This is a genomic window from Paraburkholderia phytofirmans, assembly GCF_046028095.1.
In the GTDB taxonomy this organism is placed as follows: Bacteria; Pseudomonadota; Gammaproteobacteria; order Burkholderiales; family Burkholderiaceae; genus Paraburkholderia; species Paraburkholderia phytofirmans_A.
The window spans coordinates 180,778-202,437 of sequence record NZ_JAQQDJ010000003.1; the positions used below are offsets into that span (position 1 = coordinate 180,778).

A 21,660-nucleotide genomic window follows, 5' to 3' on the forward strand; every position below is an offset into this window, starting at 1 on the left:
GCCCAAAGAAACGCGCGGGAAGAAAGCAATCTTTTGCGATCCCGTATATATTTCCGGGTTATGAATTCGCGACCCCAGACTCCAATTAACGTTCCGCCGCCCAGAACATGGGACGCGCGGCTCGCCCGCCGACTCGTGACTCCGCTCGTGAACACGTGGGTCACCCCGAACCATCTGACCACGCTGCGCCTCTTGATCGGGCTGGCAGGCGCGCTCTGCCTCGCTCACGGCGAATTCGTCTGGGCCAATGCCGGCGCCTTCCTGATCGTGTTGTCGAACTTCGTCGACCACACGGACGGTGAGCTCGCGCGCATCGGCGGAAAGTCGAGCAGGGTCGGTCATTTTTACGACCTCGCGTGCGACGCCCTCGTGACCGTCATGTTGTTCGTCGGCATGGGAGTGGGAGCGGGCGCTACGCACATCGCCGGGTTGAAAATCGCGCCGGGTGTGCTCGGCGCCGTGGCCGGCGTGGCGATCGCGCTGATTTTCTTCCTGCGCATGCGCATCGAGGAAATGGCCGGCAAGGCGGGTACGAAGCAGGCATCAGTCGGCGGTTTCGAAACGGAAGACGTCTTGTATCTGCTGCCAATCGTCACGCTGACGAGCGTCGTCCTGCCGTTCGTCGTGGTTGCGTCGATCGGCGCGCCGCTCTTCGCTGTTTGGGTGGTGGTCGACTACTGGCGCGTTGCACGCCGTGCCGCTAGCCCGGCGTCTGTTGCCGCCGGCACGTCCGAAACCCGTCAAATGTGGGCCAGCGAATGAGTACGCAGGCCGAAAACGACTCGAGGGCGCGCGTTCCGGTAGAACGCTCGCCGGCTGCATTGCTCGCACCGAATGCCGACCGCGCGGTCGCAAGCCGCACGCGCGGGTTCGACAACCCACGTCTGCGCAAGGATTTCGCGGAGCAGGGCGCGTTTCTTTATCTGGAAGACTTTCTCGCGCCCGAAGTCACGGCGCAGCTCGTTCATAGCGCGCGTTCGCTGCTCGACGAGGTGAACCGCAACTATCTGCCGGGCCACAAGCAGGGCGGCAGCGTGAGCCGTCATACGATCGATCGCCTCGCACCGTTCATCGCCGAGCTGTACCGCTCGAAAGAACTGATCGGCTGGCTCGAGCAACTGAGCGGCGACAAACTGCAGCTTTCGCCCGCCGACGATCCGCATGCGTACGCGCTCTACTACTACACGCGGCCGGGCGACCACATCGGCTGGCACTACGACACTTCGTACTATGACGGCCGCCGTTATACGCTGCTGCTCGGCGTGATCGACGAATCGTCGTGCCGGCTCGACTACGAGCTCCATACGCGTAATCCGGATGTCGCGGATCAACCGGGCTCGGTGCAGATTCCGCCGGGCGGCCTGGTGTTTTTCGACGGCGACAAGCTGCGCCATCGCATCACGCCCGCCGGCGCGAACGAAATGCGCGTGTCGCTCACTTTCGAATACGTCACTGACCCGAACATGCGGCCGTGGCGTCGCTTCATCTCGAACATGAAGGACGCGATTGCGTACTTCGGCTTTCGCCAGGTCTTTCGCCAGATGACCCAGCGCGGGAAGGACCACGCATGAGCCGCGCGGCCCTGATTCTGCTGTCGATCGGGACGGCGCTGTTTGTCGGCCTGCTCGCGTGGCAGGGTTTCGGCTCGGTCGCCTCGACGCTGCTTACCGCTGGCTGGGGACTCGCGCTCGTCGCGGCGTTCCACCTCGTGCCAGTGCTTCTCGATGCCGGCGCGATCTCGGTGTTGTTCCATCCTCGGCGTGACGGCATCCATCACGATCTGACGTGGCGCGACGCGCTGTTCGCGCGCTGGATTGGCGAGTCGGTGAATAGCCTGTTGCCGGCCGGCCAGATCGGCGGCCCGGTCGTCATGGTGCGGCAACTGTCCCAGCGGGGCATGCGCATGCGCGATGCCGCCGCTGCGATCACGGTCAGCACGACCGCGCAGGCGCTCGCGCAAATCATCTTCGCGCTGGGCGGCCTGCTGCTGTTCGGCGCTTACGCCGCGCACGGCGCGCTGCACGATCTGCAAACCGCCACGCTGATCGCGACCGGCGTGCTGGGCGCGATGATCGTCGGTTTCTACTACGCGCAACGGCGCGGTCTGTTCGGCCGCCTGCTCGGCGTGGTCTCCAAGGTGTTCGGCAAGCGCGACTGGTCTTCGCTGATGACGCGCGCCGAAGCCGTCGACGCCGCCGTGCAGGCGATGTACCGCGAACGCGGCCGCGTGGCGGCGAGCTTCGCGATGAGCCTGTTAGGCTGGATAGTCGGCACGGTGGAAGTGTGGCTCGCGCTGCGCTTTCTCGGACATCCGGTCGACTGGGTCGACGCGTTGTTGCTCGAAAGCCTGGGCCAGGCCATTCGTGGCGCAGCGTTCATGATTCCCGGTTCGCTCGGCGTGCAGGAAGGCGGCTATCTGCTGCTCGCGCCGCTGGTCGGTTTGCCGCCGGACGCGGCCTTGGCGTTGTCGCTCGCCAAACGCGCCCGCGAAATCCTGCTAGGCTTGCCGGGTCTGCTGGTTTTGCACTTCAGCGAACGAAGCTGGCAACGGCGCCGCGCTCTCGGGCGCGTGCCGGTTGTCGATTAAACTCCGCATTTTTTTAAAGGACCGCGCATGCGTGCCATCATTCTCGCTGCGGGCCTCGGCCTGCGTCTCCAGCAACCGCCGGAAGCTCAGTTCCCGAAGTGTCTGTTGCAATTCGACGGCATGAGCCTGCTTGAACGGCATCTGCAAATGCTCGAAACCGCGGGCGTGACTGAAGTCGTGCTGGCGCTCGGCTTTCAGCCGGAATCGGTGCAGGCGGAACTGGAGCGCATCAACTGGCCGCATCAGGTGGAAACGGTGTTGAACACGCGTTACGACCTGGGCAGCGTGCTGACGGTGCACACGGTGGCCGAGGCGCTGACGCGCGGCGGCGACGTGCTGTTGATGGACGCCGACGTGCTTTACGACGAGCGCATTCTGACTGCTTTGGTGGCGGGCGAGACGGTCAACCGCCTGTTGATCGACCGCGATTTCGAAGCCGGCGACGAACCCGTCAAGCTGTGCCTGAAAGACGGCGTGCCGGTCGAGTTGCGCAAGCAGCTCGCCGTCAATCTCGAGTACGACACCATCGGCGAATCGGTCGGGTTCTTCCGCTTCCGCCAGGAAACCGCGCAACGCTTTGCGCAGATCGTGGCCGGCTATGTGGACAGCGGCCGCGCCAACCTGCCGCACGAAGAAGCGGTGCGTGATCTGCTGCTGGAACGCAGCCAGGTGTTCGATACCGCCGACGTGACCGGCGCACCGTGGATCGAGATCGACTTCCCGAACGACGTGGCTCGCGCAAGCACCGAGATCCTGCCGCAGTTGCAGCCGCTGGTCAGCGCATCGCGCTAAGTCATCCGTCTGCCTGTTCGCTGACGTATCGAAGGGTTGAGCCGGCTGAATACCGGCTCAACCTTTTTGCGTTTATGGCTCGCGCACTCGCCGTGACCGCGGCTTGGTTGCACGCTCAATCATCACGTACGAAAAGACTTCGCGCAACAACATCTGTTGCCGATGCGATGCCATAATCGACGCTTTACACCGACGGCCTTGCAACCCGTCGCCATGCCAATGCCTCTCGCTTTAGGCACTTTCATTGTTCCGCTGATCGTCGCGTGTGCGATGTTCATGGAAAACGTGGACGGCACGGTCATCGTGACGTCGCTGCCGGTTCTGGCGCGGGATCTCGGCCAGGATCCCATCACCCTCAAGCTTGCCGTGACGGCGTATGTCATCGGCCTCGGCGTCTTCATTCCAATTTGCGGCTGGGTCGCTGACCGCTTCGGTTCGCGCACGGTGTTTCGCACGGCCATCGGCGTGTTCATGGCAGGTTCGCTGATGTGCGCGGCCTCCACATCGCTCGGCACCTTCGTGGTCGCGCGCTTCGTGCAGGGCATTGGCGGCGCGATGATGGTGCCGGTGGGCCGCATCATCATTTTCCGGTCGGTGCCGAAGTCCGACTTCATTCGCGCGGTCAACTATCTGACGGTGCCGGCTCTGCTCGGACCGGTGGTCGGGCCGCCGCTAGGTGGTTTCATCACTACGTATCTGCATTGGCGTCTGATCTTTTTCATCAACATTCCAATTGGCCTGCTGGGCATCTGGCTCGCGAACAAACACATCGCCAACGTGCGCGAAGCGCATCCGGGCCGGCTCGACTGGACTGGTTTCTTTTTGTCCGCGAGCGGGGCGTCATTGTTCATGTTGGGGCTTTCGCTAGTGGGCGGCGAGCTGGTGTCGAACACGGTGTCGGTCGGCATGTGCGTGATCGGCGTGGTGTTGCTGACGCTGTATGTGCTGTACGCAAGCCGCGTCGAATTGCCTGTGCTCGATCTGCGGTTGCTGCGCATTCCGAGTTTTCACGCGAGCGTGGTGGGTGGCTCGCTGTTTCGCATCGGTCTCGGGGCCGTGCCGTTTCTGTTGCCGCTTGCCTTGCAGGAAGGCCTCGGCATGACGGCCTTCAAGTCGGGGTCGATTACCTGTGCGTCCGCGTTCGGCTCGATCTTCATGAAGGCGGCTGCGTCGCGCATTCTGGAGCGCTTTGGCTTTCGCACCGTGCTGATGTTCAACGCGGGCTGCGCGGGCCTCGCCATCGCGGTCTACGGTCTGTTCTTTCCCGGCACGCCGCATTGGCTGATCTGGTGTGTGGTGCTGTTCGGCGGCTTCTTTCCGTCGCTGCAGTTCACGTCGTTGAACACCTTGGCATACGCCGATATTCCAAGCCGCGACGTGGGTCGCGCGACGAGCGTCGCAAGCGTAATCCAGCAGATTTCGTTGGGCCTCGGCGTGACGATCGCGGGTCTCGTGCTGCAGATTTCGCATAACGTGCAGGGTCATTCGGCCATCGTGTTCTCCGATTTCTGGCCGGCTTTTCTCGTGGTCGGTCTGTTCTCGTTCATGTCGATTCCGATCACTGCCCGCCTGCCGCATGACGCCGGCGACGAGATTGCGCGCGGCAGTCGCGGCCGCGCGTAAGCGGCGACGCATGGTGGCAATCGAGCGGCGCGGCATAAGGGTTGCTGGTCGCTTCTGTCTCGGGTTTTTTGACAGGTGCTTTTGCGTGTCGCCGCACCGGTCTTTTTGTGTGCCGCACCATGGACCCTACGATATATAGCGGCTTCGCAAGCGATCGGTTCACATGTTATAAACCCAGGAGAACTGTAATCGTCGGATGAAAGTCGTCTTGGGGGATAGGCAATGAAGTTGTTCCGCAACGTTAAATCGTCGGCCAGCGGATTCGCGCTGGTCGCACTCGTCTCTGTTTCCACCGGCTTTCTCGAAGCCACGCAGGCGCTTGCAAAGCCGCCCGCGAAAGCTCAACCGGCTGTCCTCACCGCCTCCGCGATCGCGGTCGCGGACAAGTTCAGCGCCGACGCCGCCGAGCAGATCTTCAAGGAAGGCGGCAATGCCGTCGACGCAGCCGTAGCAATTGCCTTCACGCTTGCCGTGACCTATCCGGAAGCGGGCAACATCGGCGGCGGCGGTTTCATGACGCTCTATGTCGACGGCAAGCCGTACTTCCTCGACTACCGCGAGCGCGCTCCGCTGGCCGCAACCAGGAACATGTATCTCGACGACAAGGGCGAGGTCATCAAAGGCATGAGCCTGTTCGGTTACCGCGCAGTGGGCGTGCCGGGCACCGTCGACGGCATGTGGCAGGCGCAGCGCCGCTTCGGCAAGCTCAAGTGGAAGCAGGTGCTCGCACCGGCCATCCACTACGCGCGCGATGGTTTCGAGGTCAGCCAACAGTTGCAGGAACGCCGCGACGACGCCGCGAAAGACTTCGCCGGCAAGACCAACTTCGATACCTACTTCGGCAATCTGAAGCAGGGCGTCAACTTCAAGCAACCGGATCTGGCCGCCGTGTTGCAGCGCATTTCGGATCAGGGCGCCAAAGACTTCTATCAGGGCAAGACGGCCGATCTGATCGCGGCATCCATGCGTGGTCACGGCCTGATCACCAAGGCCGATCTGCAACAGTACAAAGCAGTGTGGCGTGAGCCGATCCAGGCCGACTGGAACGGCTATCGCGTCTACACGGCGCCGCCTCCGAGCTCGGGCGGTATCGGTCTCGTGCAGTTGCTGAAAATGAAGGCCGACATTGCGCCCGACTTCAAGGATGTCACGCTCAATTCCGCGCAATACGTGCATCTGATCGCGGAAATCGAAAAGCGCGTGTTCGCCGACCGCGCGCAATACCTCGGCGATCCTGACTTCTACAAGGTGCCGGTCGCGCAATTGACCGACGATTCGTACATCGCCAAGCGTGCTGCCGAAGTGAATCCGAATGCGCCTTCGGACACGAAGAGCATTCAGGCCGGCCTCGGAACGTCGATGCCGGAGAAAGCGGAGACCACGCACTTCTCCGTGATCGACAAGTGGGGTAACGCTGTGTCGAATACGTACACCATCAACGGCTATTTCGGTTCCGGCGTGGTGGCGGATCGCACGGGCATCGTGCTGAACGACGAGATGGACGACTTCTCCGCGAAGCCGGGCGTCGCGAATATGTTCGGCGTGGTGGGCAGCGACGCGAACGCGATCGAGCCGAAGAAGCGGCCGCTCTCCTCGATGAGCCCGACGATCCTGACGAAGGACGGCAAAGTATCGCTTGTGATCGGCACGCCGGGTGGCTCACGCATCTTCACGTCGATCTTCCAGGTGATCAACAACGTGTACGACTACAACATGCCTCTGCAGCAAGCTGTCGCCGCGATGCGTTTCCATCATCAGCTGTTGCCGCCGAACACGATTTTCTGGGAGCCGTACAAGCCGATCGACGGTGAACTCGCCAAGCAGATCGAAGCCAAGGGCTACACGCTGAAGGGGCAGGATTTCAGCGGCGATATCCAGGCGATCAAGATCAACGGCGATACGCCGGAAGCCGCGGCCGATCCGCGCGGCCGGGGCGTCACGCGCGTGATCCAGTAAGCGTTTTATCGCCGGTCATCGGGCAGTGCATCTGGAGATGAGATGCGCCGCTTTCTAATAGAAAGCCTCGCGTTCGTTCGAACGCGAGGCTTTTTTGTGCTCCCGAAACATGCATGCCGCTGTCGTTTCAGCTAGCCTGTTCGACCGGCGTCAACGTCAATTCGAGCCGCTGCGCGCCGCGCAACACCGTCACATTGACCGGTCTGTCGATCCGCGATGCGTCGAGCGTGCGCTGCAAACTGTCCACGTCCTGCACGGCCTGCGTATCGATCGCGATAATCGTATCGTCGGTGCGCAGACCGCCGAGCGCGGCCGGGCTGCCTTTGACGATCTCCATGACATGCACGCCGCTTTCCGAGTTCAAGCCGAAATAGCGCTGCACACGGCGTGACAGTGGCCTGGTGGTGCCCGCCACGCCGATATAAGCGCGCCGCACGCGGCCATGCGCGAAGATCTGCATGATGACCCACTTGGCGGTGTCGATTGCGGTGGCAAAGCAGATGGCCTGCGCGCCGGGAATGATCGCGGTATTCACGCCGATCACCTGGCCCGCCGAATTGATTAGCGGACCACCCGAATTGCCGGGATTGAGCGCGGCGTCGGTCTGGATCACGTCGTAGATCATGCGGCCCGAATTCGAACGCAGCGAGCGGCCGAGCGCCGACACTACACCGGTCGTGACCGTTTGCGCGAGGCCGAGCGGATTGCCGACCGCAATCGCGATCTGCCCGACGCGCAGCTTCGACGACTCGCCGAGTTCGACATGCGGCAGCGGCTCCGGCGAGCCGATCCGCAGAACGGCCAGATCGCTGCCGGGATCGTCGCCGACCAGATCGGCGTCGAATTTCGCGCCGTCGGCGAGCGTCACGGTAATGTGGGTGGCGCCGTGCACGACGTGACTATTGGTGAGCAGATAACCGTCGGGCGTGAACAGAAAGCCCGAGCCGGTGCCGCCGCGCGAACCGCGGCCGCGGCCAGACGGCTCGCCGGGCAGGCGCCGTTCGACGGCAATGAAGGCGACGGCTTGCTGAACGCGTTCCAGAGCGCCGATCACGGTGCGGGAATAGGCGTCGAGCAGGGCGTCGTCGGAAAAAGGATTGAGTGTCTCGGGCCCGGGGGCGTCTGATGCGGCGCGCGACAGGTCATCGACGAAGCGTGGGCGGCTTCCCATGGCGATGCTCCGGATAAACGGAATGCGAGATGCGGGGCGTCGCGAAGGTTTTCAAGTGGCCGCGAGGCGTGCCGCGGCGGCGCGCGCTGTGAGACACTTTCCGAAGCCAGCTAGCAAGCCAGAGCGGGCGCCACAGCCACGGCACGCACCGTGCTGAGCACATAACACGTCCGCCATGCCAAGGAGAGAGCCGCCATGAACTCACCCGCCACATCAGCCTCGTCGAGTGGGCCGACGGAGCCGCAAATCGAATCGATCAGCGCCATCACGCTTGCCACTCGCGACATGCCACGCGCCGTGCTGTTTTATGAAGCGCTCGGGTTTCCGATGAAATTCGGCGGTCCGCAGGAGGCTTTTACATCGTTTGCGTTCGGCGGTTCGTATCTGAACCTGATCGTCGATACGCGCGCGCCGGTCGCCTGGTGGGGCCGCGTGATCATCTATGTCTCCGACGTCGACGCGCTTTATCGCAAAGCGCTGGCGGCGGGGCTAAAACCGTCGCTCGAACCGTCCGATGCGCCGTGGGGCGAGCGCTATTTCCACATCACCGATCCGGACGGCCACGAACTCAGCTTCGCGAAACCGCTGCGCTAGCGCCGGGCGGCCGGGCGAAACTCGCTATCATGGGCGTCGACAGGGCGCAGAGCCGCAGTGGTAACACGGCTGACACCTGACGCTTCGATAATCGAACGCGTCCGCGTCGCGTTTGCCGCCGCGCGCCTAACCATTTCCGTTGCCAGGAGAGCCGCAATGAAAGAGCAGGATCCGAGACCCGAGGCTGAATTGATGGCAGAGCGGCAGCGCCGTTTCGAAGAGGACCTGATCGACGCCTACGACGAAGAACTCGAAATGGAGGTCGACGACCGCATCATCGACGGCGCGGAGGGCTTCACGCCCGAGCATCGCGAGGCGCGCAAGATGTACTTCCGCGAGCTGTTCCGGTTGCAGGGCGAACTCGTCAAACTGCAGGATTGGATCGTGCAGACCGGCCATCGGCTGGTGGTGATTTTCGAGGGGCGCGATGCGGCCGGCAAGGGCGGCGCGATCAAACGCATCACGCAACGGCTCAATCCGCGGGTGTGCCGCGTGGCGGCGCTGCCGGCGCCGAACAACCGCGAACGCACGCAATGGTATTTCCAGCGCTACGTGTCGCATCTGCCGGCCGGCGGCGAAATGGTGCTGTTCGATCGCAGCTGGTACAACCGCGCGGGCGTCGAGCGCGTGATGAATTTTTGCAGCGACGAAGAGTACGAAGAGTTCTTCCGCTCCGTGCCCGAATTCGAAAAGATGCTGGCGCGCAGCGGCGTGCAGATTCTCAAATACTGGTTCTCGATTACCGACGAAGAGCAGGAGATCCGCTTTCAGAACCGCATTCACGACCCGCTGAAGCAGTGGAAGCTGAGTCCCATGGACCTGGAAAGCCGGCGTCGCTGGGAGGCCTATACGCAGGCCAAGGAAGTGATGTTGCAGCGCTCGCATATTCCTGAAGCGCCGTGGTGGGTCGTGCAGGCGGTCGACAAGAAGCGCGCGCGCCTGAACTGCATCCACCATTTGCTGAGCCAGGTGCCGTATCACGAGATCGAGCATTCGACTATCGAATTGCCCGCGCGTGTCTATCACGACGAATACAGCCGCCAGCCGGTGCCGCCGTCGATGATCGTGCCTGAACTGTATTGATCGACCAGCGTACCGGTCGATGAAAAGAAAAAGCGCGGCCACGAGCCGCGCTTTTTCATGCCTCTTGCGGGGCGGCGACCGGTTCAGGAACCGGCCGCCGCGCAGGATTAAAACACCGCCCGGAACACCCAATACAAGCCGGCTGCCAGCGCGATCGAAACCGGCAACGTCAGCACCCAGGCGAGGATCAGGCTGCGCACCGTGCCCCATTGCAGGCCGGAACCGTTGGCGGCCATCGTGCCCGCCACGCCCGAAGAAAGCACGTGCGTCGTCGAGACCGGGAGGCCGTACATGTCGGCGGCGCCGATCGTGAGCATCGCCACCAATTCAGCCGATGCACCCTGTCCGTATGTCAGATGCTGCTTGCCGATCTTCTCGCCGACCGTCACGACGATGCGCTTCCATCCCACCATCGTGCCGAGACCGAGCGCGATCGCCACCGCGACCTTGACCCACGTCGGAATGAATTTGGTGGCGTGATCGGTTTGCGCCTTGAAGTTGCCGATCGTTTTGGCGTCCTCCGGCGAGAATGCCGGTTGCTTGTTTTTGGCCATCAGGCGAATCGCTTCGGAGGCCACGTACATGTTGTTGCGCACGTTATCGACGATGCCTTGCGGCACCGCGGCCATCGAGCCCGACGAGCCGACCTGGCCGGCGATGATGTCGGTCAGTTGCTGCAAGGCCGGCACGGTAGCGGGCGTCAACTGATGTGTGCGCACGTACGCTTCGACATCCGCACGCGGATTGGCCGAGGGCGTGGCGCCCTGGGTGTATTTGGCGAGCGTTGCGGAAGTTTCATGCGCGACGGCGAGGAAGGTTTGCGTTTCCGTCGGCGTGACCGCCTTGTTCAGCGCGTAGGCGGTCGGCACCGTGCCGATCAGGATCAGCATGATGAGGCCCATGCCCTTCTGGCCGTCGTTCGAACCGTGCGCGAACGAGACGCCCGTGCAGGTCAGGATCAGCAGGCAGCGGATCCAGAACGGCGGCGGCTCCTTGCCCTTCGGTTCGGCATACAGCGCGGGAATGCGCACCACGGCTTTCAGGATCAGCAGCAACAAACCCGCTGCGAGAAAACCGACCAGCGGCGAAAGCAGCAACGATTTGCCCACGCCGAGCGCCTGATTCCAGTCCACGCCGCTCGTGCCGTCGGTGCCGTGCATCAACTGGTTCATCAGGCCGACGCCGATAATCGACCCGATCAGCGTGTGCGAGCTCGACGACGGCAGTCCGAACCACCATGTGCCGAGATTCCAGATGATCGCGGCGATCAGCAAGGCGAAGACCATCGCGAAACCGGCGCTGCTGCCCACCTGCAAGATCAGTTCGACCGGCAGCAGTTGCAGTACGCCGAAAGCGACCGCGCCGCTCGACGTCAACACGCCGAGAAAATTCCAGCTGCCCGACCACACCACGGCAAAGTTCGGTGCGAGCGAATGCGTGTAGATCACGGTCGCGACTGCATTGGCCGTGTCGTGAAAGCCGTTGACGAACTCAAAGCCCAGCGCGATCAACAGTGCAATGCCGAGTAGCAGGTAAGGCAGAACCGAGCTTTCGCGAACGGGTTGCAAGTCGTCCAATAAGTGCACAGCGCAATACACCGCGCCCACCAGAATCACTGCGAGGAAGATGATGAGGCTGATGTTGCGCCCCTTTCCGGCAGCAGTGCCTGGCTGTGGATACGAAAGTTCCGGCATGACGTGAGCCCCAAAAGTTTGTCGCGAGTTTCCGATCCTGCGGGGCGTGTGTGTCGTAATGATGACAGTGGCGTGACGCGGCGGCGCGCCGTCGTGGCGCGCGAGGAGGCGCGTGGCTGCTGGCGGCGCGTTGCTTCGGAGTACGGCTTACGGGTTGTCGGATACGGATGCTCAGATGTCCGAAAAAGACTGCTGAACGCGAGCCGTCACGAGGCGGGCGAAGCTTGCGTTAGATCATGCGTGCGGGCCGCCAAAGCGACACAATGATCGCGCGTCGATTTTTGGTGGGCGCTTTTTTTGCTAGGCTGTCCATAGGGTGTTCTCAAGGGGCTTCAATGAAGCGCGATAATCCGAAGGACGAAAAACGATCCGCCGGCAGTGAGCCGGCGGTCAAAGCGCGCTCCGCGCAAGAGGCCTTCTCGTCGTATGCGGCGCCCCTCGTCGATCACGCGATCGAATACGCCAACGCGGTACGTGAAGACCCGTCGCCGGAAGCGCTGCACAAATTGCGCGTCTCGCTGCGGCGTTTGCGTTCGTTGTGGTGGGCCTTCGAGCCGTTGCTCGAAAAAGGCGAGAACACCCGGCAACGTGCGCTATATAAGTATCTGGCCACGGCTGCCGGCAAAACGCGCGACTGGGACATCCTGATCGAATTGCTGATACGCGACGATAACGGCGCACGCAGCGGCACCGGCGAAATAGCGCCCAAACTGCAAGACGCTCGTGGCGCCGCGCTGACGACAAGCCGCGAAACGCTCTCGAACGCCGACGTCAAGCATCTGCTGCGCGAAGCTTTATCCAGTGCGTCCAAAGAACTGAATACCGCACATGAACGCATGCCGCTGCGGAAATTCGCCGAGCAACGCGTGGCCGCTTCAGAGCGTTCGTTGAAGAAGCGGATGAAACGCGCGCGCCGCGCGAAGCGCTCCAACTACGTCGCCTTTCACAATGTTAGGAAGGCGGGCAAGAAACTGCGCTATCTGCTGGAGTTTTTCGAACCCATTCTGAAGGGCGGCCGCAAACGCACCCTCAAACGTTTGAAGCAGATCCAGAAACGTTTCGGTACGCTGAACGATGTGGTCGCAAGTGAGATGTTGCTGCGCGACAATGCGGCCTTGCTTGCGGGCGCCGGCGACCCCGAAGCGGCGCTTCACTGGCTCGGCAAGGAGCGCAAACGCCGGATGCGTTCGGCGGCCGGACTGCTGCGCAAACTGTGATACGGTGCGCATCTTCGTGGCGCAGCCGCGAACGCAACGTCACGAATAACATCCGGATAACAGCATTGGCCGCGCGCCCGCGCAGGCATGGTACGTGCGGGCCGTCTGCGAAGGAGGTGATGCGCACGTGGCACATCAAACGCTTTCGCTGCGTCGGCGCTGGCGCAAAAGGTTGCGCGCTTATGGCGCCGGCGTATCGCGATACATAGGCAATCACCCGTTTTTTGCGGGGCTCGCCGGCACGCTGGTGGCCGTGTCCATGGCAGGCTTGACACTGCTGACGCTCAGCACCGGCCACGCCGATGCGCTCGACCACGCGCGCGAGACTTCGCAAAACCTCGTTGCGCTCATTTCCAGCGATCTCGCACGCAACGTCGAACTCTACGATCTGTCATTGCAGGCCATGGTGGACGGGGCGCGCAACCAGTCCGCCTGGACGCTGCCCGCCGGCGTGCAACGCTCGATGCTGTTCGACCGCGCGACCACCGCGGCCTACCTGGGCGGCGCCTATGTGATCGGCCGGGACGGGCGGGTGATCGCCTCGCAGAGAGGCGACGTGAATGCCGCGGTTCGCCTTGCCGACCGCGACTATTTTCTGGCCCATCAACGCAGCCCTGCCGTGGGCCTGTATTTCTCGCATCCGTTCCGCTCGCGGCTGCGTGACGGCAAACTATCCATCGGCCTGACACGGCGCATCGATCAACCCGACGGCACCTTTGCCGGTGTCGCGCTGCTGGCCATTCGCATCGAATATTTTCAGCACCTGCTGGACCGGATCGACACCGGCCGGCTGGGTTCGGTATTCGTCGTGATGGACGACGGCACCTTGCTCGCGCGCAAGCCGGCTTCGCCGCGCGATATCGGCTCGAGCATCGCGAAGTCGCCGACGTTCCTGGTGATGGCCGCGCATGACGCGGGCACGTATGCGGCGGTTTCGGCCGTGGATGGCGTGCGGCGCATGTACACCTACGCGCGCGTGCCCGGCACGCCGTTGATCGCAGTGGTCGCGCCCGCCGTGGACGAAGTGCTGGCGCCGTGGTGGCGCCGCAGCCGCATTGTCGGCGCGTTGACACTGACATTCGGCGTGGCTTTCGTGCTGGTCTCGTGGCTGCTGTCGTTCGCGTTGCGCGACAAGCTGCGCGCGCAGGCGGCGCTGGTTCGTCTCGCCGCAACCGACCCGCTCACCGGCCTCAGCAACCGCCGCGTGCTGGACACCCGGCTCGACGAAGAATGGCGGCGCGCGCGGCGCACGGGGCAACCGCTTTCGGCGCTGTTCATCGACATCGATCACTTCAAGCAATTCAACGACACGTATGGCCACGCGAGCGGCGACGAGGCTTTGAGCGCGGTCGCCGAATGCATCGCGGCGACAGTGCGGCGCGCGGTCGACGTGGTGGCGCGTTACGGCGGCGAGGAGTTCGCCGTGATCTTGCCGGACACGCCGGCCGAGGGCGCGCTCGCTGTGGCGGAGAAGATTCGCCGCAAGGTGCAGAGCCAGGACGGGATCCGCAGCGACGGCGCGATCGTCGAGGTGACCGTAAGCGTTGGTTGCGCGACCTGTATGCCCGCCGCGGGCGCCAACGCGCTGGATCTGCTGGCCGCCGCCGACCGGCAGCTTTACGCCGCCAAGGCGGCCGGTCGCAATCGCGTCAGTTCGGCCACGCGGGCCGAGCGCCCAATGACCCAGCATTCGCCGACGTAAGCGTTGCCCAGGCCGAACCGCGGCTGGCGCGGCTCAAGTGCCTTGCGTGCTGCGCGGCGCGAAGCCCCGCAACGTGATCGCCCCGCGCGCTTCGCCGCGCGATGCCGCCGCGCGGTTGCCGGTGCTCGGATCGTCGGTTAATGCGAGGGGTTCGACGGGAAAGCCCCGCCGCTGCCAGGCATCGAGGCCGCCCCGTAGTGCGCGAATCCGCGTGTAGCCGTTGTGACGCATGCGCTGCGTGATTTCGACCGCGGTCGCGCTGTCCGGGCAAATGCAGTAGATCACCGTGTCGTGCGCCCGCAGCGCTCCGTCGATCTGCTCCAGCGAGTGCGGATCGAGCGCGAGCGCGCCGGGAATGCGCGACGGCGCTTCGAGCGAGGGCCCTTGCGGACGGGCATCGAGCACCTTGGGCGGCGGCGCGAGGCGGCGCCAGCCGCCGGCGGCCGCCTGTGCCGCCGCGGCTTCCCGGAAACGGCGGCGTTCGCGGCGTCGTTGCTGCAGACGGAAGGCCAGATAGAGAAGCGCGGTGGCCAGCAAAATGTCGATGACAGTGCCGCCACGGGCCTTGACGAATTCGAGCAGCATATGCAGTTGCCGTTCCGCCGCGGCGCCGCCGAGCAGCCAGAAGGCCGCCCACGCGAGGGCGCCGGCAAAATCCCAGGCTGCGTAGATGCGGGCGTCGACGGCGGTCGTGCCCATCAGCGGCGGGGTAATGAGCGCGAGTCCGGGGACGAACTTCGAGATCGACACGAGCGGCACGCCGAAGCGCTCGAACAGCGCGCGCGCCTTGTCCACTTTGGAATCGACCACGGGGGAGATCCGGCTTAGAGCGGCGATCAGCTTGCGGCCATAGAGGCGGCCCGCCGTGAACCATGCGCCGTCGCCCATCAGCGCGGCGAGCACGGCCGCGCCGAGGACCGGCCAGAACGACAGCGTGCCGGCGGCAATCGCGGAGCCCGCGAACAGCAGCACGGGCACCGCGGGGATCGGCACGCCGAGGCGCGTCAACAGTACGTTGAGGAATACGACCGCGCCACCCCAGGTCGACACCGCCGAAGACGGAAATTCTACCAATTGAGGAGCTCCTGTTTTTGCGGTTGAGCCGGCGTGCTTCGAGGGCTTTTCTTCGGGCGGTTGCAAAGCGTGTACCCGAGCGGTTGCTGGCTGGCGCTGATGCGAGCGGTGTTCCGTTCGCTCAGGATACTCGATGGATTCGGCGCCGGGCCAGCATTGACGGCGTCATCGTCAGTTGCCTGACCTGGTTCATTGACTCGCTTGTTGACTTGCCCCGGCTTTGCAATTTCGTTCAAGACCGCCGCTCGTCGCGCCTTTACTCTGCGTGCTCGATCAACCAACAGGACAGCACCATGAACTCGCGGTATGCCGGATATCTTTATTGCGCGCTGGCGATGATCGGCGTCGGCAGCACGGTGGTCGTCAGCAAATCGATCGCGGCCGGACTGCCGCCGTTCAGCGCGACCGCGTTGCGCTTCGCGATTGCCTTTCCTCTTTTCGTGCTGGCGATGCGCTGGCGAGGCGTACGCTGGCCGCGTCTGGACCGGCGCGATACGCTGCTCGTGATCGCCCAGGCGGGCGCGGGGAGTGTCGGCTACACCGTGCTGCTGATCAGCGGGATGAAACTCGCCTCGGCTGCCGATGCCGGCGTGATTGCCGGCACCTTGCCCGCCGTATCGGCCGGCGTCGCCATGCTGGCGCTCGGCGAGCGCCCCGCGCCCGCGTTGATCGGCGCGATCCTGCTGGCGACGGCGGGCGTGCTCGTGTGCACCGTGCATCCCGGTGAATTCAGCGCGCCGCATGCGGCGAGTTCGCTGGCGGGCAACGCGCTGGTGTTTCTCGCGATCGTCTGCGAGGCGTTGTTCATTCTGCTCAACCGCAAGCTGCGCACGGCAGTGGCGCCGTTGCCGCTGTCGGCGCTGATGTGCGGCATCGGTTTCGCGGTGGCGCTCGTGCCGGCGTGTTTCGAAAAGCCGTGGGCCTTGCCGGTCGATCCGAGCGCATTCGGCGGTGTGCTGTATTACGCGCTGGTGCCGACCGTGATCGGCTTTGTGCTCTGGTATGCGGGCGCCGCTCGAATTAGCGGCGCGGAAGCGGGCTTGATGACCGCGCTCGTGCCGGTGAGCGCGGTGGCGTTGGCCGCGATCGTGTTGGGCGAGTCGGTCAGCCCGGCGCAACTGGCCGGTGTCGCGTGCGTGCTGGGCGCTGTGTTGCTGGCCACTTTCGGCCAGCTGCGCATGAGGCGGAGCGCGGCATGAGGCAGGCATGCCCCGCTTGCGCTCAACCTGGGTACCCAGGTACTTAGGTATTGGCGACCGCCACCACGCCCGGATTGCCGACGATCGACAGAAACTCGCGACGTGTCGACGGATCCGTGCGGAACGTGCCGAGCATGCGCGAGGTGACCATCGTCACGCCGGCCTTGTGCACGCCGCGCGTCGACATGCATTGATGCGCGGCTTCGAGAATCACGCCGACGCCTGCCGGTTGCAACACTTCGTTCAAGGTGTCGGCGATCTGCACCGTCATCTTTTCCTGGATCTGCAAGCGTTTGGCGAACGCATCGACCAGACGCGCCAGCTTGGAGATGCCGACCACGCGATGCTCCGGCAGATACGCAACATGCGCGCGTCCGATGATCGGCACCATGTGATGTTCGCAGTAGCTTTCGAAGCGGATGTCTTTCAGCACGATCATTTCGTCGTAGCCGTCCACTTCGGAGAAGGTGCGAGCGAGGATCTCGCGCGGGTCGACCTGGTAGCCCGCGTAAAACTCCTCGTATGAACGCACCACGCGCGCCGGTGTATCGATCAGGCCTTCACGCGCCGGATCGTCGCCGGCCCAACGCAGCAGCACGCGAACCGCTGCTTCAGCTTCCTCGCGGCTCGGGCGCTCCGTTGCGGTTATGGGTTTGGTTTTCTTCGCCTTGCTACTGGTCATCCGTCGCTCCTACGGGATCGCGCGTCGACGCTGTACGGAGCGCGCGGGTTCAATAAGTGCGGTCATTGTTCCATGTTTTGCAACGTGTCGTGCTGATGTCCCTTTGTGCTGTCAGGGCGCCGCTCATTTGGGCCATTCGTCCATCGCGTCGTTGAACAGTTCGGCGACCACGCTACGCAGCCAACTGCCGCGCGGATCGTTATGAAACTTGCGATGCCAATGCTGGCGCAGATCGAAATGCGGCAACGGCAGCGGCGGCTCGACCAGCGTGATCGACGCATGCTCCGACACGTACGCGAAGCCGATCGCATGCGGCACGGTCGCCAGCAGATCGGTGCGCGCGAGGATGAACGGCAGGCTCATGAAGTGAGGCGTTTCGAGCACGGCGCGTCGTTTGATGCGTTTCTTTTCCAGGTATTGCTCGAGCACTTCCTGGCTGCGTCCCTCAGAACGCACGACCGCATGACCCGATGCGACATACTGAGCCAGCGTGAGTGGCGCCTTCGACAATGGATGGCCCGTGCGCATCAGGCAGATGAAGCGATGGCTGAAGAGCCGTTGCTGGAAGAAGTTATTGCCCGCCAGATCAGGGAAATAGCCGATGGCCAGATCGACGTCGCCCGATTCGAGCCCGCGTTCCACCTGCGACGGCGAGACCGTCACCGAGCGCAGATTCGCAAATGGCGCGCGTTCGGCGAACAGTTGCAGAAGCCGCGGCAGAAACACGATCTCGCCGACGTCGGAGAGCGCGATCGAGAACGTATGGGTGCTGGTGGCCGGATCGAATTCCTGCACGTCGAGCATGCCTTTCTCGATGCGCAGGAGCGCGTCGCGCGCGGCGGGCAGGATGGCGAGCGCGCGCGGCGTCGGCTCCATGCCTTTGGACGTGCGCACGAACAGCGGATCGTCGAAGTACTCGCGCAACTTGCCCAGCGCAGTGCTCACGCGTGGCTGGCTGACGCCGAGCTGCTCGGCCGCGCGACTGACATTGCGCGTGTCTTCCATCGCGACGAGGAAGGGGATCAGGTTCAGATCCAGATTTGTTTCAGACATGCTCGACGACCTGCGGCTTGGATGGCGTATTTGATATGTAGATAGAGGTTAGCCCAACAATCTCACGTCTGGATAGTGTGATTCTCCGCTTTGACCAGCCAACGGCAACAACAAACCGGCATCCCATGCAGCGAGAATCTATGATTAAGGGGAATTCCCTGCCTTGACAACGTGGACGAAGGACTACCATAATCGCCTCAGCGTTCGCTAAACGAATCCATGTTCATATAACGAACAAATTTGGAGCGAGCAAACCAACGGCGCCAGCCCGCATCGCACTTGGCGAGCCGCCGCCAGCATTGGCCGGAGACCGTCCCGCTCAAGCCCTGCCCGCATGGCAGCAAGTCTGACGGCACGCAGCGCCCTCAAAGGAAATTCGACATGATCAACAAGATTTTCGAGTCACTTCAATCGGCGGTCGCCGATGTCAACGACGGCGCGACCGTCATGATCGGCGGCTTCGGCACGGCCGGCATGCCGTCGGAGCTGATCGACGCGCTGATCGAACAGGGCGCGCGTGAACTCACCATCGTCAACAACAATGCCGGTAACGGCGACATCGGCCTCGCCGCGCTGCTCAAAGCCAAGCGCGTGCGCAAGATCATCTGCTCGTTTCCACGCCAAAGCGATTCGTATGTGTTCGACGCGTTGTATCGCGCGGGAGAACTCGAACTCGAACTGGTGCCGCAGGGCAATCTGGCGGAGCGCATTCGCGCGGCGGGTGCGGGCATTGGCGGCTTCTTCACGCCGACCGGCTATGGCACCAAGCTCGCCGAAGGCAAGGAAACGCGTTTGATCGACGGCCGGCACTACGTGCTGGAAGCGCCGCTGCATGCGGACTTCGCGCTGATCAAGGCGTACAAGGGCGATCGCTGGGGCAATCTCACGTATCGCAAGACGGCTCGGAATTTTGGACCGATCATGGCCAGTGCGGCGAAAACCGCGATCGTGCAGGTGTCGCAAGTCGTGCCGCTCGGCGAGCTCGATCCGGAAAACATCGTGACGCCCGGCATTTTCGTGCAGCGCGTGATCGAAGTGCCGCAAGCGGCCCACGCCCCGATGCCCAATCCTCACGACGCTGCCGCCTGATTCGGAGACCGACATGAAAAAACTGACCCGCGATGAAATGGCCAAGCGCGTTGCGCTGGATATCCCCGAAGGCGCGTATGTGAACCTCGGCATCGGCGTGCCGACGCTGGTGGCCAACCACCTGGCGGCCGACAAGGAAATCTTCCTGCATAGCGAAAACGGCCTGCTCGGCATGGGCCCGGCGCCCGCCAAAGGCGAGGAAGACGACGAACTGATCAACGCCGGCAAGCAGCACGTCACGTTGCTCACAGGCGGCGCGTACTTCCACCACGCGGATTCGTTCGCGATGATGCGCGGCGGCCATCTGGACTTCTGCGTGCTCGGCGCCTTCCAGGTGTCGGCCAGGGGCGATCTGGCAAACTGGCACACCGGTGCGCCCGACGCGATTCCGGCAGTCGGCGGCGCGATGGATCTGGCGATCGGCGCGAAGCAGGTGTATGTGATGATGGAACACCTCACCAAGCAGGGCGAAAGCAAGATCGCCGCTGAATGCTCTTACCCGGTGACGGGCGTGGGTTGCGTCGACCGCATCTATACGGATCTGGCGATGATCGATGTGACCGACCAGGGCCTCGTGGTGCGCGAGATTTTCTCGGACATCGATTTCGATGCATTGCACAAGCTGACCGGTGTGCCGCTGATCGACGGCACGCAGGCGGCGAACGCGGCTTAACGCCCCGCCACGCGCCGCGACGACGCTGGCCTGCATGCTGGCGCCGCGCGGCGTAAACTCACACCGATACCCTCGATCATCCACGTCACCATGCTCGACTCCAGCGCCCGTCTCACCGGACTTCTTTGCGGCACGCAGCCGATGAACGACATCTGGGCGCCGCGCGCCACGCTGCAACGGATGCTCGACGTGGAAGCGGCGCTTGCGCGCGCTTCGGCCGCGCATCAAGTGATTCCTCAAACGGCGGTGCCCGCGATCGAAGCCGCTTGCCAGGCCGACCAACTCGACGCCGACGCACTCGCACGCGACGCCGCGCTCGGTGGCAATCTCGCGATTCCGCTCGTCAAGCAACTCACCGCGCGCGTCAAGGCCGCCGACGCCGAAGCATCGAAATACGTGCACTGGGGCGCCACGAGCCAGGACATCATCGACACCGCGACGGTGCTGCAACTGCGCGACACCTTCGATCTGCTCGACAGCAGCCTGCAATCAACCTGCGACGCCGTGGCGAAACTCGCGGCCACGCATCGCGCCACGCCGATGATCGGCCGCACCTGGTTGCAGCAGGCGCTGCCCATCACGCTCGGTCTGAAATTCGCGCAATGGCTCGACGCGCTGCTGCGCCATCGCGAGCGGCTCGATGCGTTGCGCGCTCGCGTGCTGGTGCTGCAATTCGGCGGCGCGGCGGGCACGCTGGCGAGCCTGCGCGATGCCGCGCCGCAAGTCACGCAATCGCTCGCAAAAGAACTCGGCCTTACCGTGCCGACGCTGCCGTGGCACACGCAGCGCGATCGCATTGCTGAAACGGCGGCGCTGTTCGGCATGCTGATCGGCACGCTCGGCAAAATCGCGCGCGACATCTCGCTGCAGATGCAAACCGAAATCGACGAACTCGCTGAACCGGCCGCGGCCGGCAAAGGCGGCTCGTCGACCATGCCGCACAAGCGCAATCCGGTCGGCTGCGCGGCCGTGCTGACGGCCGCCGTGCGCGCGCCGGGGCTGGTCGCCACGGTATTCGCCGGCATGGTGCAGGAGCACGAACGCGCGCTCGGCGGCTGGCAAGCCGAGTGGGACGCGCTGCCGGATCTCGCGCGTCTCGCGGGCGGCGCGCTCGCCAACATCGAACAGATCGCCGCCGGACTGAACGTCAACGTGCCGCGCCTCGCGGCGAATCTCGACGTCACGCACGGCCTGATTCTCGGTGAAGCTGTGATGCTCGCGCTCGGCGACAGCATCGGCCGGCTCGATGCGCATCATCTGGTGGAGCGCGCCTCGAAGGCCGCGATCCGCGACGGCCAGACGCTGTTCGATGTGCTCGCCGCGGACCCGGCCGTCACCGCCCATCTTCCGCTCGAGCGTCTGAAGCAACTGCTCGATCCGGCTCAATACGTCGGCCAGGCGCACGCTTATGTGGACGCCGCGCTGGCACTTCACACCACGCGCTCGCAGCGCGACCATTCCAGGGAGTAAC

At 63.8% G+C, this 21,660-nt stretch carries 19 protein-coding genes; 14 read left to right on the forward strand and 5 right to left on the reverse strand.

From position 1 onward, the window contains the following. Positions 1–60: 60 nt before the first annotated feature. The 6 genes from PQR54_RS09715 to ggt all read left to right on the forward strand — a co-directional run bounded on the left by PQR54_RS09715 (position 61) and on the right by ggt (position 6,958). The gene (locus PQR54_RS09715) at positions 61–762 is read left to right on the forward strand and encodes a CDP-alcohol phosphatidyltransferase family protein (protein WP_408245175.1); all 702 of its coding nucleotides are present in this window, start codon (positions 61–63) and stop codon (positions 760–762) included. Next, on the forward strand, positions 759–1,571 hold the full coding sequence (locus PQR54_RS09720; protein ID WP_408245176.1) for a HalD/BesD family halogenase: 813 nt from the start codon (positions 759–761) through the stop codon (positions 1,569–1,571). Before PQR54_RS09715 ends, PQR54_RS09720 begins: the two co-directional genes overlap by 4 nt. Then, positions 1,568–2,587, forward strand: coding sequence for a lysylphosphatidylglycerol synthase domain-containing protein (locus tag PQR54_RS09725; RefSeq protein WP_012426191.1), 1,020 nt, complete (start codon positions 1,568–1,570; stop codon positions 2,585–2,587). Before PQR54_RS09720 ends, PQR54_RS09725 begins: the two co-directional genes overlap by 4 nt. A 27-nt stretch (positions 2,588–2,614) precedes the next feature. Next, positions 2,615–3,379 (forward strand): phosphocholine cytidylyltransferase family protein, encoded by a 765-nt coding sequence (locus PQR54_RS09730; RefSeq protein ID WP_408245177.1) that lies wholly within the window; start codon positions 2,615–2,617, stop codon positions 3,377–3,379. Between the two features lie 219 nt (positions 3,380–3,598). Further along, entirely contained in the window at positions 3,599–5,002 is a 1,404-nt protein-coding gene (locus tag PQR54_RS09735; RefSeq protein ID WP_408246039.1) for an MFS transporter, read from the forward strand. Positions 5,003–5,224: 222 nt separating this feature from the next. Beyond that, positions 5,225–6,958 (forward strand): gamma-glutamyltransferase, encoded by a 1,734-nt coding sequence (gene ggt / locus PQR54_RS09740; RefSeq protein WP_408245178.1) that lies wholly within the window; start codon positions 5,225–5,227, stop codon positions 6,956–6,958. Between the two features lie 127 nt (positions 6,959–7,085). Here the strand turns inward: ggt and PQR54_RS09745 are convergent, their stop codons facing one another. Then, positions 7,086–8,129 carry a S1C family serine protease gene (locus tag PQR54_RS09745; protein WP_408245179.1) on the reverse strand — a complete coding sequence of 348 codons (1,044 nt, stop codon included), beginning with the start codon at positions 8,127–8,129 and terminating at the stop codon, positions 7,086–7,088. Positions 8,130–8,324: 195 nt separating this feature from the next. Between PQR54_RS09745 and PQR54_RS09750 the strand changes: the two genes are divergently transcribed. After that, on the forward strand, positions 8,325–8,723 hold the full coding sequence (locus tag PQR54_RS09750; protein WP_408245180.1) for a VOC family protein: 399 nt from the start codon (positions 8,325–8,327) through the stop codon (positions 8,721–8,723). A 156-nt stretch (positions 8,724–8,879) separates the two neighbouring features. Further along, positions 8,880–9,806, forward strand: a complete 927-nt coding sequence (gene ppk2 / locus PQR54_RS09755) for a polyphosphate kinase 2 (RefSeq protein ID WP_408245181.1) — start codon at positions 8,880–8,882, stop codon at positions 9,804–9,806. A gap of 107 nt (positions 9,807–9,913) precedes the next feature. Here the strand turns inward: ppk2 and PQR54_RS09760 are convergent, their stop codons facing one another. Beyond that, the gene (locus PQR54_RS09760) at positions 9,914–11,500 is read right to left on the reverse strand and encodes an inorganic phosphate transporter (RefSeq protein ID WP_408245182.1); all 1,587 of its coding nucleotides are present in this window, start codon (positions 11,498–11,500) and stop codon (positions 9,914–9,916) included. 335 nt (positions 11,501–11,835) lie between these two features. Between PQR54_RS09760 and PQR54_RS09765 the strand changes: the two genes are divergently transcribed. Beyond that, positions 11,836–12,717, forward strand: coding sequence for a CHAD domain-containing protein (locus PQR54_RS09765; RefSeq protein WP_408245183.1), 882 nt, complete (start codon positions 11,836–11,838; stop codon positions 12,715–12,717). Between the two features lie 127 nt (positions 12,718–12,844). Further along, positions 12,845–14,419, forward strand: a complete 1,575-nt coding sequence (locus PQR54_RS09770) for a sensor domain-containing diguanylate cyclase (protein WP_408245184.1) — start codon at positions 12,845–12,847, stop codon at positions 14,417–14,419. Between the two features lie 33 nt (positions 14,420–14,452). Here the strand turns inward: PQR54_RS09770 and PQR54_RS09775 are convergent, their stop codons facing one another. Continuing rightward, on the reverse strand, positions 14,453–15,493 hold the full coding sequence (locus PQR54_RS09775) for a VTT domain-containing protein (RefSeq protein WP_408245185.1): 1,041 nt from the start codon (positions 15,491–15,493) through the stop codon (positions 14,453–14,455). Between the two features lie 293 nt (positions 15,494–15,786). Here PQR54_RS09775 and PQR54_RS09780 point away from each other — a divergent pair, with 293 nt between their 5' ends. Further along, positions 15,787–16,692, forward strand: a complete 906-nt coding sequence (locus PQR54_RS09780; RefSeq protein WP_408245186.1) for a DMT family transporter — start codon at positions 15,787–15,789, stop codon at positions 16,690–16,692. 43 nt (positions 16,693–16,735) lie between these two features. On the opposite strand, the gene folE is transcribed toward PQR54_RS09780, so the two are convergent. Next, positions 16,736–17,374, reverse strand: a complete 639-nt coding sequence (gene folE, locus PQR54_RS09785; RefSeq protein WP_408245187.1) for a GTP cyclohydrolase I FolE — start codon at positions 17,372–17,374, stop codon at positions 16,736–16,738. Positions 17,375–17,497: 123 nt separating this feature from the next. Next, a complete protein-coding gene (locus PQR54_RS09790; protein WP_408245188.1) occupies positions 17,498–18,427 on the reverse strand; it encodes a LysR family transcriptional regulator in 930 nt (309 codons plus the stop codon). A gap of 381 nt (positions 18,428–18,808) precedes the next feature. On the opposite strand from PQR54_RS09790, the gene PQR54_RS09795 reads away from it, so the two are divergent. The 3 genes from PQR54_RS09795 to PQR54_RS09805 all read left to right on the forward strand — a co-directional run bounded on the left by PQR54_RS09795 (position 18,809) and on the right by PQR54_RS09805 (position 21,659). Further along, positions 18,809–19,516 (forward strand): 3-oxoacid CoA-transferase subunit A, encoded by a 708-nt coding sequence (locus tag PQR54_RS09795; RefSeq protein ID WP_106300592.1) that lies wholly within the window; start codon positions 18,809–18,811, stop codon positions 19,514–19,516. Between the two features lie 13 nt (positions 19,517–19,529). Beyond that, positions 19,530–20,189 (forward strand): 3-oxoacid CoA-transferase subunit B, encoded by a 660-nt coding sequence (locus PQR54_RS09800; protein ID WP_408245189.1) that lies wholly within the window; start codon positions 19,530–19,532, stop codon positions 20,187–20,189. A gap of 90 nt (positions 20,190–20,279) precedes the next feature. Further along, positions 20,280–21,659, forward strand: coding sequence for a 3-carboxy-cis,cis-muconate cycloisomerase (locus PQR54_RS09805; protein ID WP_408245190.1), 1,380 nt, complete (start codon positions 20,280–20,282; stop codon positions 21,657–21,659). Position 21,660 lies beyond the last annotated feature (1 nt).